The sequence below is a fragment of the Kutzneria buriramensis genome (assembly GCF_003387475.1).
In the GTDB taxonomy this organism is placed as follows: domain Bacteria; phylum Actinomycetota; class Actinomycetes; order Mycobacteriales; family Pseudonocardiaceae; genus Kutzneria; species Kutzneria buriramensis.
The window spans coordinates 180892-194420 of sequence record NZ_QUNO01000012.1 but is presented as its reverse complement, the minus strand read 5'-3'; the positions used below and the strand labels follow the sequence as shown (position 1 = coordinate 194420).

Genomic DNA, 13529 nt, shown 5'->3' with positions numbered 1-13529 from the left:
AGAGAATTCGCACGACGAATTCCCCCGCGGCTGGTTGAACACGAAAACCGTGCAGCCGGATCCGACCGTATCCGGATGACGCATCAGCACCGGGCCCTGCGAACACAGTAGGCACCGGTCGCCCGGAAGTGCCGGCTGAGCACCGGTGATTCACCAATACGAGCGAGATCACGAGTGGTACTCGGCTTGTGGATCTAATATTCGCGCACAGGGGGCATCGCGGAGTTAGGAGCGCTCGACCATGCCGATCGCCATTACCGGCGCGACCGGGCTGCTGGGCACCCGGTTGCTGGAGATCCTCGCGGACCGGCACGACTCGGTGATCCTGCTGAGCCGTCCCGGCGGCATTCCCGCCCGCGAGCGAATCGTGCGCTACCTGCGCGCCAGCGGGCGACCGGACGACGCGATCGCGGCGATCGCCGCCCGCCTGCGCACGGTGGTGGTCGAGCTGGAGCGGCCGATGCTGGGGCTGACCCAGCAGCGGTTCCGGGCGCTGGCCGACGAGCTGGACGAGATCTGGCACTGCGCGGCGTCGATCGACCTGAACTCCGACCCGCAGCGGCTGCACCTGACCAACACCGTCGGCACCCGCCGGATCATCGAGCTGGCCGACGCCGGCGTGCGCACACCGATGCTGCATCACGTCAGCACGATCGGGGTGGCCGGGCGGCGGCCGGTGGGCCGCATCTACGAGGACGACCTGGACGACTCGTACGGCTTCACCACGCGCTACGAGGAGTCCAAGTACCTGGCCGAGGTCGCGGTGCGGGAGTGGTCCGCGCGCACCGGGCGGCCGGCGGTCGTGCACCGCCCGTCGGTGCTGGTCACCGACCAACGGCCGCACCCGCACCTGCCGACCCATCCGCTGCTCACCGGCATGCAGCTGGCCCGCAAGCTGGTCAACACGCTGGCGATGACCGGCGAGAGCCGCGAGCGGCTGGTCGTGCGCATCCCCGGCGACCCGCAGGCGCTGGTGAACATGTTGCAGGTCGAGGAGGCCGCGCGGCTGATGGTGGAGGTCTCCGCGCACGCGCCGACGTCCCATGTGGACACCTATCACATCGTGCATCCGCGGGACGTCCGCACGGAGCTCCTGGCCGACGTGTTCGAGGAGCTCTTCGAGGACATCCTGCCGATCAGCTGGCGGTTCGTGCCCAGCGCTCCGCAGCAGCCGACGCCGTGGGAGACGCTGGTCTACCAGACGATGAGCACGTTCCTGCCGTTCATGTCCTACCGGCGGCGGTTCGACGACCTGGGCCTGCGCCGCCTGGGTCTGACCGGCGACTTCACCGCGCCGGTGGACCGCGACTACCTGATGCGCACCTTCGGCAGCGAGCAGTACACCCTCTCCGCCTAACTTCCCTTTTCCGCCACATGCGCTTCCTACTTGGCATCAGATGCCAAGTAGGAAGCGCATGTGGCTTTTCTAGAGGGAGAGTTGGTCGAGCAGGTGGTCGCCTAGGGCGGCCGGGGTGGGGTGGGTCCACACGGCCGTCGCCGGGATCTTCAGCGCCAGGTCGGCCTCCAGCTGGTTGCGCAGCTGCAACGCCGTCAGGGAGTCGAAGCCGAGGTTGGTCAGCGGGACGTCGGCGTCGACGCTGGCGGTGCTCAAACCGAGGATCACCCGGATCTGGCCGGCCAGATAGTCGATCATGAAGCGGCGCCGCTCCTCGGCCGGCAGCTCGGCGAGCTCGGCCCGCACCTTGCCACCGGACGCCGGGGCGTCGCCCTGAGAACTCCGGGGCATGGCGGCGAAGAACGAGGAGTCCAGCACCGACGGCAGCATCGCGAACCAGCTGTCGGCCTCGAACGCGAAGACGCCGGTGCGCACGCGCTCGTGGTCGAGCAGCGTGGCCAGCGCGTCGATACCGTCCTTTGTCGACAAAGTGCTGAATCCACGGTCCTTGAAGCCGGTCGCCCGGCCGGCCTCGCCCCACGCGCCCCAGTTCACCGACAGCGCCGGCAGCCCGCGGTGGTGCCGCCACTGGGCGAACGCGTCCAGCCAGGCGTTGGCGGCCGCGTAGTTGGCCTGCCCGGGGTTGCCGAACATCGAGGCGGCCGAGGAGAACAGCACGAACCAGTCCAGGTCGTGGCCGATGGACGCCTCGTGCAGGTGCCAGGCGCCGTCGACCTTGGGCCGCCACACCTTCTCCACCCGCGAGCGGTCGAGGTTGAGCACCATGCCGTCGTCGAGCACGGCGGCGGCGTGCAGGATGCCCCGCAGCGGGACGTCACCGCAGGCGGCGACCAGCCGCTCGGCCACCCCCGCCGACGACACGTCGCCGCGGACGACCTCGACCTGCGTGCCGGCGGCCCGCAGCTCGGCGATGACCTCCTCGGTGTGCACGGACGGAGCCGACCGTCCGTTGAGCACGAGCCGCCCGGCCCCCAGCCCGGCCAGCCACCGCGCCATCTCCAGGCCGAGGCCGCCGAGACCGCCGGTGATCACGTACGCGCCGTCGGCGTGCGCGACGGGCACGATGCCCTCCGGCACGACGGCGACCGTGGAACCGGTCTCCGGCACGGTCAGCACGAGCTTGCCCATGTGCTTGGCCGCGGCCATCAGCCGGAACGCGTCGGCGGCCTGCTCCAGCGGGAACTCCTTGCGCGGCAACGAGTCCAGCCGGCCGGCGGTGAGCTCCTCGGCCACCTCGCCGAGCAGCGTGCAGGCCAGGTCGGGCTTTGTGCGCAGCACCAGGTCCAGGTCGACGCTGCTGATGGTGATGTTCCGCTTGAACGGGGACATGCCGAGCTTGGTGTCGGCGTAGATGTCCCGCTTGCCGAGCTCGACGAACCGGCCGCCGACGGCCAGCACGTCCAGCCCGGCGCGCAGCGCCGGCCCGGCGAGCGAGTTGAGCACGACGTCCACGCCGCGGCCGTCGGTGAACGCCATGGTCTGGTCGACGAAGTCCAGCGACCGCGAGTCCATCACGCGCTCGATGCCGAGTTCCCGCAGGTAGGCCCGCTTCTCGGGGCTGCCGGCGGTGGCCAGGATCTCCGCGCCGCGGCTGCGGGCGATGGCGATGGCCGCGAGGCCGAGGCCGCCGGTGGCGGAGTGGATGAGCACCCGCTCGCCGGGCATCAGCCGGGCCAGGTGCACCAGCGCGTACCAGGCCGTCAGATACACGGCCGGCACGACGGCGGCCTCGGCGGCGGTCATGCCGTCGGGGATAACCGCGACGAGGTCCGCCGGCGTGGTCACGTAGGTCGCGAACGAGCCGCTGGCCAGCGTGAACACCCGGTCGCCGGGCTTCAGGCCGGTGACGCCCGGTCCCACGCGCGACACGATGCCGGCGCAGTCGCCGCCGAGCGGCGGCTGGGAGCCGTCGGCCGTCGGGTACAGGCCCATGGCCAGCAGCACGTCACGGAAGTTCAGCGCGCCGGCCAGCACCTGGATCTCCACCTCGCCGGCCGCCGGCTCGCGGCGCGGCCGCACGACCAGGCCCATGGTGTCGAGGTTTCCGGGCCGGGCCAGGTCGAGGGCGAAGCCGTCGAGTCCGTAGTGGACGGTCCGTCGTGGACGGAACTGCCAGGTGCCGTCGTGCAGCGGGGCCTTGACCAGCCGCGCCGCGAGACGTTCCCCGGCCCGCCAGGCGACCTCGTCCTCCGGCGCGTCGGCGAGCAGTTCCCGGGCCAGCTCCGCCGCCGGCTCGTCAGACGCGGGATCCAGGTCCACCAGGGTGATCCGGAGCTCCGCGTGCTCGTAGCCGGCGACGCGGCCGATGCCACGCAGGGCCGCCTGCGCGAGGTTGATGTCCTCGTCGGCGGTCACCGCCTGCCCGCCCTGCGTGACGATCCACAGCCGCGTGTCGCCGGCCTCGCGGATCACGTCGATCAGGTCGACGACCTGCTCCATGCCGTCGGCATTCGACGGCAGCACGACGACGCCCATGACCTCGCCGTCGGACGGCAGCAGCGCGGCCAGCTCGGCGGCCATCGGGCCGTCGCCGATGATCCGCCAGTTGCCGGGGACGGAGGCCTCCGGCAGCGGCGCGGCCTGCCAGGTGATCTCGTGGAACAGCGGGTCCAGGCGGCGCGGTCCGAGCTCACGCTCCGGCGACACCAGCCGGATGTCCTGCGCCTCCACCAGGACCGCGCCGTCGGCGTCCAGCAGCCGGATCCAGCCCATCGCGGACGAGCCGTCGCTGTCGTCGAGCACGGCCTGGCCCTCGCAGTACACGCCGCGAGTCGGATCGCCGAACACCCGCAGCGTGGCCACGCCCGCCGGCAGCAGCCGGGGCGCGCCGGCCGGGCGGCCCTTGATCCGCGCGGCCCCGAGCGCCTGGAGGCAGGTGTCGAACAGCACCGGGTGGAACCGGAAACCGCGGGCGCTGGCCCGCGCGGCGGCCGGCACCTTGACCTTGCCCAGCACCGTGCCGCCGTCCACATCCTCGACGCGCAGCTCGGTCAGGCCGGCGAAGGCCGGCCCGTGGAAGTAGCCGTCGGCCCGCAGCCCGGCGTAGAACCCCGGCAGCTCCTCCACAACCGTATGCGCCGCAACGAGTTCCGACATCACCGCCGGCGCCATCGGCACGCGCGACTCCAGCTTGCGGACCTCGCCGGTGGCATGTGTGACCCAGTTCAGGCCGTCCTCGGTGCTAGTCAGCACCGCCACCGACGCCCGGTCCGGCGCCAGCGACGTGAGCACGGTGGACACCTCGGTGTGCTCGCCCAGCGGCAGCAGCCGATCGAACCGAAGTCCGACCACGTCGACGAGTTCGGCCGACACGCCGAAGAACTCGGAGCCGGCGGCCAGCACCATCTCGGTGAACCCCGCGCCCGGCAACACGATCGCGTCGTCCACCGCGTGGTCGGCCAGCCACGGCAGCACCGCCGTGCCCAGATCCCCCTGCCACACATGGCGTCCGTCGCCTTCGGGCAGCTTGACGTGCACGCCCAGCAGCGGATGGGTGTCCGAGGATCCGGCGACCTGGAGGTCCGGGTGCGGCAGCGGCAGGTCGATCCAGTGCCGCTTGCGGTCCCAGGTCAGCGTCGGCACGTCGACGAGCCGGCCCTGGCCGTAGGCGCGGGACCAGTCGATCGGCGTGCCCGCGCAGTACAGGGCCCCGAGCTGGATGCCGAAGAACTCCGACGGGTCGCAGTCGCGCTTGATGGTCGGCAGCACAACGGCTTCCGGCAGCGCCTCGCTCATCGGATAGGTCGTCACGGGATGCGGTGACACCTCGACGAACACGCCGTACCCGTCCTCGCCGGCGGCCTGCACGGCGTTGGCGAAACGCACCTGGTTACGCAGGTTGGCGGCCCAGTACTGGGCGTCGAAGGTGAACTCCGCGCGGGCGTCCTCCAGCACCGTCGAATACACGGGAACGGTGGGCGGCAACGGCTTCAGGCCGGCGAGCCCGCTCATGATCTCGTCCAGCAGCGGGTCCATGTGGGTGGAGTGGGCGGCGATGTCCACGGCGACCAGCCGCGCCATCTGGCCCTGCTCCTGCCACCTCTCGACCAGCCGCTCGATCTCGGCGGTGTCGCCGGATACGACCGTGGACCGGGTCGAGGCCTGCACGGCGACGGTGACGCTCGTGCCGGACAGGTCCAGCTCGTCGGCGGGCAGGTCGACCGACGCCATCGTGCCCAGGCCGGAGGCCCGCTTCATCAACGCGGACCGGCGGCAGATCACCAACACGCCGTCGGACAGGGACAATCCGCCGGCGACGACCGCGGCGGCGGTCTCGCCCATGGAGTGGCCGATCACCGCGGCCGGCTCCACGCCGGCCGCCCGCCACATCCGGGCCAGGCCGACCTGCATGGCGAACAGCGTCGGCTGGATCTTGTCGATGTCGGTGGACATCTCCGGCGCGCACATCACGTCGGTGACGGAGAAACCCGCCTCGGCCAACACCAGTGGCTCGATCTCGGCGATGGCGGCGGCGAACTCCGGCTCCTCGGCCAGCAGCCGGCGGCCCATGCCGCTCCACTGCGAGCCCTGGCCGGAGAACACCCAGACGCTGCCCTTTGCGGCGGCGGTCTTGGCGGTCGTGCAGGTGACGTGCGGCTGCGGCTCGCCGTCGGCGAAGCCCTCCAGGCAGGCGGCCAGCTCGTCGACGGACCGGGCCGTCACGGCGAGGCGTGCGAGGTTGTGTGAGCGGCGGGCCGCGAGGGTGTGCGCCACGTCCGTGAGCGAGACGTCGTTGTCGCGCAACCACTCCGCGAGACGGCTGGCGGCGGTGCCGAGCACCTCGAAGGAGGCGGCGGACAGCGGGATCATCGTCGGGCAGCCGGTGTCGGGTGTTCGCTGCGATGTTCGATGCGGTGCCTGCTCGACCAGCACGTGCGAGTTGGTGCCGCCGACGCCGAACGACGAGACCGCCGCCAGCCGCGGCGCGTCCTGCACCGGCCACGACGTCACCTCGGTCGGCACGAAGAACCTCGTGTCCTCCGGGTGGATCTGCGGGTTCCAGCCGGTGAAGTTCAGCGTCGGCGGGATCATCCCGTGCTGGAGGCTCAGCACGGTCTTGATCAGCCCCGAAACGCCGGCGGCGGCCTCGGTGTGGCCGAGGTTGGACTTCACGCCGCCGAGCGCGCAGCGGTCCCGGCCGGCGCCGTAGACCGTGCGCATCGAGTCGAACTCGATGGGGTCGCCGACCGGCGTGCCGGCGCCGTGTGTCTCGATCAGGCCCAGCAGGCCCGGGTCGACGCCGGACTTCTCGACCGCCTCGAAGAACAGCGCCCGCTGCGCGTCCGCGGACGGCGCGGTCAGGCCCTGCGAGCGGCCGTCCTGGTTGACGGCGGTCGCGCGGATCACCGCGAGCACCTCGTCGCCGTCGGCCTCCGCGTCGGACAGCCGCTTCAGCACGACCATGCCCGCGCCCTCGCCGCGCACGAAGCCGTCCGCGCCGGCGTCGAAGGGATGGCAGCGGCCCGTCGGCGACAGCATGCCCCACTTCGAGTAGCTGATCGGCGTCTCCGGATTGATCATCAGGTTGATGCCGGAGGCCAGCGCGATGTCGGACTCGACGGTGGCCAGGCTCTGGCAGGCCAGGTGCAGTGCCACCAGCGAGGAGGAGCAGGCGGTGTCCACCGCGACGCTGGGGCCGTTCAGCCCGAGCAGGTAGGAGATCCGGCCGACCGCGGTGGAATGGCCGTTGCCGGTCATCATGTACGCGTCGATGTCCTCGTACCGGCCGGCCAGCCGCCCGATGTACTCGGAGTGGCACATGCCGGCGAACACGCCGGTGCGGCTGCCGGCCAGCTCCCGCGGCGGCAGCCCGGCCCGCTCCAGCGCCTCCCAGGCCAGCTCGATCATCAGCCGGTGCTGCGGGTCCATGGTGGTGGCCTCGCGCGGCGAGATGCCGAAGAAGGCCGCGTCGAAGCCGGTGATGTCGTCGAAGTAGCCGGCCCAGCGCGAGGTGCACCGGCCCGGCACGTCGACGTCCGGGTCGTAGAAGGCCTCGAAGTCCCAGCGGCCCTGCGGGCCCTCGCGGATGACGTCGCGACCCTGGACCAGGAGCTGCCAGAAACGCTCCGGTGAATCGATCCCACCCGGGTACCGACACGACATACCGATGACGGCAATCGGTTCACGCGCGAGCTCCACCATGCCGGTCACTCCCTCGCAGGAATTGGCACGACCGGCCGCGGCGAAGAATGCGAATCCAATTCGGACGGCCATGCGATGTCCGTTCAGCCGAGCATGAGCCGATGTTGACCTAGCAACAACCGCAGGCAGCCAAGATCACCCGACAGTGGCCCGGCTCCCGCAGGCCAACTTGCGGAAAACCGGTGCCGGACGGACAGTGATGAGGTGTCCTCACAGAACTCCACGCTGTATGTGGCCGACGTGCGCAAGGCGTTCGGCCGCCGGCAGGTGCTCGACCGCGTGGACTTCACACTGGAGCGTGGCGAGCTGGCCGGAATCGTCGGCGAAAACGGCGCCGGCAAGACCACGCTGCTCCGAATTCTGGCCGGTGAACTGAAACCGGACCACGGATGGGTCATACCGCGAGGCAGGCTCGGTTACTGCCCGCAACGAACCGTGCTGAACGATTCGCTGACCGTGGCCCAGCACCTGCGCTACTTCCAGCGGGCCTACCAGCTGGAGGACCTGCACCGGGCGCACGAACTGGTGGAGCGGCTGAACTTCACCCAGTACCGGGCCAGCCGCGTGCGGTCGCTGTCCGGCGGCACCCGACAGAAGCTCAACCTGGTCATCGCGCTCATGCACGACCCGGCGGTGGTGCTGCTGGACGAGCCGTACCAGGGCTTCGACTGGGAGACCTACCTGCACTTCTGGGAGCTGGCCGGGGAGTTGCGTGACGCCGGCCGGTCGCTGCTGGTGATCTCCCACCTCAGCCACGACATCGACCGCCTCGACACCGGATACCGGCTCGCCAACGGGGTCGTCACGCCCATGCCAGTGGAGGCGCACGCCGGATGACCATCGGCCGGAGGTTCTACCGCACGGCGACCGGGTTCGAGCTCGTCGAGCACGCCCGCAACCGACTGGCGATCATCCTGGTCGCCGTGTTCGTGCCGGTCTGGATCACGCTGATCGACCTGATGATGTCGGAGAGCCCGCTGCCGTTCCGCTACCGCGGCAGCGGCGAGGAACTGCACGTCAACGGGCAGCACCTGACCTTCATCTCCGGCGGGCTGAACGCCGTGACCCTGATCGTAGGATTCCTCATGTTCAGCGTGACCTACCGTTCGGGTCCGTTCGACCGGCGACTGGTCGCCGCCGGGTACCCCCGGCCGCACCTGCTCGCGGCCAAGGTGACCGCGCTGTTCGCCAGCTCGGTGGTGGTCGCGGCGTACACCACCGCGATGGTGTGGGTCTACTGGCACCCGCAGCAGCTGTGGCTGTTCGCGCTGGGCATGTTCACCGCGGCCGTCACCTACGGCGGCATCGGCATCGTGCTGGGCGTGCTGCTGCGCGGCGAGCTGGAGGGCATGTTCGCCATCATCATGATCAGCCTGATCGACGTCGGGCTGGAGTCGCCGGTGGTCAACGCCGGGTCCGACAACGACCTGGTGCGGTTCCTGCCGATGTACGGCTCCATGCAGGCCGGCGTCGGCGCCGGCTTCACCCGCTCGGTGCCGTGGCAGCAGCTGGCAGCCGTGCCGGTGTGGTGGGCGGTGTGCGCGGTGATCGGGCTGGTCGCGTTCCACGTCCGGACGCGGGTGTACACGAAGTCCGGACGGCCGGTGACCGCCGCGATGGCGGCCGCCTCCGTGCCGATCCCCCGGCCGGTCGCGCCCGGCGAGGCCGTGCACGTGAGCGTCCGGGTGTGCGGGGAGACCTGCGTGGCGACCGATCACATGCCGCTCTACCAGGGACTGGCGGTGCTCGCGGCGTTGTCGGCGGAACAGGCGCAGGACCACGCCGAGCAGAACGTGTACCCGCTGAGCATCCGGCGGGGCGCGAACTGACGGGCAGGGTCTCCTCGCACCAGGGAAGCGAGGAGCACCTGCCGCGTCTTTTGCCGCGCGTTCCGCGCGGGGCGAGGCCGCTCGTGACCGGTGCCTCGCCCTTGCCGGATTTCGGTCGGCCGCATCGGCTGCCTGGTGGGTGCGTAGGTGGCGGCCGACCGAAATCCAGCAACCGTGCGAAGCACCGGCGCGGCCTCGCATTCCCACCTGATTAGGCGAGGATCACTCGGCCCAACTCCGCTGGGGTGGCCAGGAGTTCGTGGTGGGGGAGGACGCGGACGGTGTAGCCGACGGAGCCGACGTGGGGCAGGGCCAGTTCGGCGTGGTAGCCGCCGTCGGCGCCGGGCGTCATGGTCGCGGTGACCACCTGCGAGAGTTCACCCGAATCGGCGACACGGCCGATGACCGCCTGCACCTCGACGTCCGACGGTGACAAGCCGTTCAGGTCGACCCGGGCGCGGACCGTCACCGGCTGGCCGACCACCGGCGCGTGCGCGCCGTTGACGGACAGGTCGGTGTAGGTCACCTGCACCCGGTTCCACGCGGACCGGATCCGCGCCTTGTAGACCGCCAGCTCCTTGGCGCCCTGGAACGAGTTGGCCCGCACCGCCGTCGCCGACGCGCCGGCCGGCGCGTAGTACGTCTCCACGTACTCCCGCACCATGCGCTCGGCCTGCAACTGCGGCCCCATCTCGGTCAGCGTGTGCCGGACCAACGCCATCCAGCGGTCCGGCACACCGTCGGCGCTGCGGTCGTAGAACAGCGGCGCGACCTGCGCCTGCAGCAGCTCGTACAGCGCGGCCGCCTCCAGGTCGTCGCGGCGGTTCGGGTCCGGCACGCCGTCGGCGGTCGGGATCGCCCAGCCGTTCTTGCCGTCGTAGAACTCGTCCCACCAGCCGTCGCGGATGGACAGGTTCAGGCCGCCGTTCAGCGCCGCCTTCATGCCCGAGGTGCCGCACGCCTCCAGCGGCCGCATCGGGTTGTTCAGCCAGACGTCACAGCCCCAGTACAGGTAGCGGGCCATCGACATGTCGTAGTCCGGCAGGAACACGATGCGGTGCCGCACGCCGGCGTCGTCGGCGAACTTCACGATCTGCTGGATCAGCGCCTTGCCGCCGTCGTCGGCCGGATGCGACTTGCCGGCCACCACCAGCTGCACCGGGCGCTCCGGGTGCAGCAGCAGGGCCCGCAGCCGCTCGGGATCGCGCAGCATCAGGGTCAGCCGCTTGTACGTCGGCACGCGGCGCGCGAAGCCGACCGTCAACACGTCCGGGTCGAACACCGACTCCGTCCAGCCCAGCTCCAGCGCCGAGGCGCCGCGCTGGAGCCAGGACGCGCGGACCCGGCGGCGCACCTCGTCCACCAGCTTGCCGCGCAGCCCGCAGCGCAGCTCCCACAGCACGGAGTCGGTCAGCTGCTCCGGCTCCAGCTTGGTCATCTCCGGCGCCGCCCAGGTGTGCCCGTGCACGCCGTTGGTGACCGAGCCGATCGGCACCTCGTCGGCGTCGAAGCCCTGCCAGAGGCCGCCGAACATGCCCCGGCTGACCTCGCCGTGCAGCTTGGACACGCCGTTGGCCCGCTGGGCCAGCCGCAGGCCCATGTGGGCCATGTTGAACAGGCCGGGGTTCTCCTCGGCGCCCAGCGCCAGCACCCGCTCGATCGGCACGCCCGGCAGCAGCCGGTCGCCGCCGAAGTAGTGCTGCACCAGGTCGACCGGGAAGCGGTCGATGCCGGCCGGCACCGGGGTGTGCGTGGTGAACAGGGTGCCGGCGCGCACGGCGGCCAGCGCCTGGTCGAACTCCAGGCCCTGGGACGTCAGCAGCTCGCGGATGCGCTCCAGGCCGAGGAAGCCGGCGTGGCCCTCGTTGGTGTGGAACACCTCCGGCTGCGGCGTGCCGGTCAGGTCGCAGTACATGCGCACGGCGCGCACGCCGCCGATGCCGGCCAGGATCTCCTGGCGGATCCGGTGGTCCTGGTCGCCGCCGTAGAGCCGGTCGGTGACGCCGCGCAGGTCGTCGTCGTTCTCGTCGACGTTGGAGTCGAGCAGCAGCAACGGCACCCGGCCGACCTGCGCCTTCCAGATCCGGGCGTGCAGCGTGCGGTCGCCCGGCACGCTCACGCGGACCTGCACGGGCGTGCCGGCGGCGTCGGTCAGCAGCTCCAGCGGCAGGCCGCGGGGGTCGAGCACCGGGTAGTGCTCCTCCTGCCAGCCGTCCAGCGACAGCGACTGCCGGAAGTAGCCGGAGCGGTAGAGCAGGCCCACGCCGATCAGCGGCACGCCCAGGTCGGAAGCCGCCTTCAGGTGGTCGCCGGCCAGCACGCCCAGGCCTCCCGAGTAGTTGGGCAGCGCCTCGGTGACGCCGAACTCCATCGAGAAGTACCCGATCGTGGCCGGCAGCTCGGTCTGCTCGCCGCGGTTCTGGTACCAGCGCGGGGCTGTGAGGTAGCGGTCGAGGTCGTCCGCGGTTGTCCGGACCCGGGCCAGGAAGCCCTCGTCGGCGGCCAGCCGCTCCAGGTGCGCCGCCGGGACGTCGCGCAGCAGCGCCAGCGGGTCGTTGCCGGCGCGCTGCCACGCCTCCGGGTCGACCGCGGCGAACAGCTCCTGTGTCGGCGGGTGCCACGTCCAGCGCAGGTTGGTCGCCAGGCGGCCGAGCGCCGCGAGCGGCTCGGGCAGACTGGCGCGGACGGTGAACCGGCGGAGTGCTCTCACGGTGCGCGACCCTATAACCGCCCCCTCCCGTTCCTGCAACTTTCACCGGGTTTTTGCAAAACTTTGCAGTGTTGAATGGCGCCGCCTCCGGCGTCGCGGCTCGGCCCCTCCTGACCGGTGCCTCGCCCTTGCTGGATTTCGACCGCCGCGTCAGCTCCGTCGTGAGCTGCGTCGGGTGGCGGCGATCGAAATCCAGCAACCGGGCGAAGCACCGGCGGGGCCGAGCGACTCCGCCCGATCACCCGGCTACATGCAACTCCAGGTCACCGGGGTGTCGGCGTGACCGCCGCCCCAGGTGCGGACGTACTCGTTGCCGGCGGCGGTGTGGTCGTCGGGGCCGATGGCCACCACACCGGCGGTCACCGAGTTGATCGGCAGCGTCGCCACGACGGCGCCGCCCTGCCAGAGCACGGTGCTGTACTTCTGGGACACGGTGTCGTAGGCCTGGCCGCCGACGGTGCCGGTGGCGCCGATGGCGGTGGCAGCGGTGCCGCCGGCGATCTTGCTGCCGAGCGAGCCGTCGGCCTTCCACAGGGTGGCCTGCGCGTCGCGCGCCGAGCCGGCGACGACGCCGCCGCGAAGCGCGTACGTGGTGTTCCAGGTGGTCCCGTTCGCGCCGGCGAGCACGTGCCGGGTGCCGTTCGCGTCCCACACCACGCCGGTGAGCTCGTTCTGGGTCACCGGCAGCGCGATGTCGGCGAGCACCCGGCCCTGGTCGTCGATGCTGTGCACGAGGTCGAGCCGGGACGTGGACTGCGGCAGCACCTTGTAGCTGCCGGCGTGCCAGACGACGACGTGCGGGCTGCCGCCGAATTCCGCGGTGCCGGCGATGTCGCCAGCGGTGTTGATCGCGTCGGCGTCGGTGTTGAGCCAAGTCGGGTCGACCGGCAGCGCGGTGGCGGCACCGGTGCTGGCGTCGAACGTGGCCGCGTGGCTGTGGCCGGCGGCGTCGATGGTGTAGCCGACGACGGTGCCGGCGTTGTTGATGCCGAGGAACTGGGCGCCGGCCGTCGCGGCGGACGCCACGAGCTTGCCGCCGGACCACACGGCGCCGTACAGCGGACCGTGGCCGGAGTTGATGAAGTTCGGCTGATACGTGTTACCGACCAGTACGCCGGAATCGTTGCCACCGGTGATGTCGGCGGCGGTCCGGTCGGCCGGCGTCGGTAAGGCCGATCTCGTCCAGACGCAGACGGGCGCCGCCGACGCCGTCGGCGCCACCACGGTCGCGATCGAAGTGACGAGAAGTGCGGCCGCCAACGCGCGACCTGCCCCAGTAAACATGAAGAGTTCTCCCAGCTGTGGCTGATGATCAGCTCGGACGCTAGCGTTGGGCGACCGGGTCACGGCGGGAGTCACGCGCGATGGTCACGAAGGCGTCCCCCGGTGGTTTAGGACCGAGCCGGTCAAGGCACACTATGAGCGGCCGGCG

6 protein-coding genes are annotated in these 13529 nt (G+C 71.2%); 3 read left to right on the top strand and 3 right to left on the bottom strand.

Translation table 11 applies throughout. The annotated features are described in order from the left end of the window. The first annotated feature begins 241 nt into the window (after positions 1–241). Entirely contained in the window at positions 242–1357 is a 1116-nt protein-coding gene (locus tag BCF44_RS32710) for an SDR family oxidoreductase (protein ID WP_116178288.1), read from the top strand. Positions 1358–1426: 69 nt separating this feature from the next. Here the strand turns inward: BCF44_RS32710 and BCF44_RS32705 are convergent, their stop codons facing one another. Continuing rightward, the gene (locus tag BCF44_RS32705; RefSeq protein ID WP_170217865.1) at positions 1427–7558 is read right to left on the bottom strand and encodes a type I polyketide synthase; all 6132 of its coding nucleotides are present in this window, start codon (positions 7556–7558) and stop codon (positions 1427–1429) included. 204 nt (positions 7559–7762) lie between these two features. Here BCF44_RS32705 and BCF44_RS32700 point away from each other — a divergent pair, with 204 nt between their 5' ends. Together BCF44_RS32700 and BCF44_RS32695 are read left to right on the top strand one after the other, a co-directional pair. Continuing rightward, complete coding sequence (locus BCF44_RS32700) at positions 7763–8395, top strand: ABC transporter ATP-binding protein (protein WP_246015850.1); 633 nt, start codon at positions 7763–7765, stop codon at positions 8393–8395. Further along, positions 8392–9387, top strand: a complete 996-nt coding sequence (locus BCF44_RS32695) for an ABC transporter permease (RefSeq protein WP_211353315.1) — start codon at positions 8392–8394, stop codon at positions 9385–9387. The genes BCF44_RS32700 and BCF44_RS32695 overlap by 4 nt, the downstream gene beginning before the upstream one ends. Positions 9388–9598: 211 nt before the next feature. Here the strand turns inward: BCF44_RS32695 and glgP are convergent, their stop codons facing one another. After that, positions 9599–12097, bottom strand: a complete 2499-nt coding sequence (glgP, locus tag BCF44_RS32690; protein ID WP_116178286.1) for an alpha-glucan family phosphorylase — start codon at positions 12095–12097, stop codon at positions 9599–9601. A gap of 246 nt (positions 12098–12343) precedes the next feature. Next, a complete protein-coding gene (locus BCF44_RS32685) occupies positions 12344–13381 on the bottom strand; it encodes a hypothetical protein (RefSeq protein ID WP_147328718.1) in 1038 nt (345 codons plus the stop codon). Between the last annotated feature and the right edge of the window lie 148 nt (positions 13382–13529).

What these genes read in the sequence shown, in the direction of transcription:
- BCF44_RS32710 (WP_116178288.1), top strand. Translation starts at nt 242, where the DNA reads ATGCCGATCGCCATTACCGGCGCGACCGGGCTGCTGGGCACCCGGTTG.
- BCF44_RS32705 (WP_170217865.1), bottom strand. Translation starts at nt 7,558, where the DNA reads ATGGTGGAGCTCGCGCGTGAACCGATTGCCGTCATCGGTATGTCGTGT.
- BCF44_RS32695 (WP_211353315.1), top strand. Translation starts at nt 8,392, where the DNA reads ATGACCATCGGCCGGAGGTTCTACCGCACGGCGACCGGGTTCGAGCTC.
- BCF44_RS32685 (WP_147328718.1), bottom strand. Translation starts at nt 13,381, where the DNA reads ATGTTTACTGGGGCAGGTCGCGCGTTGGCGGCCGCACTTCTCGTCACT.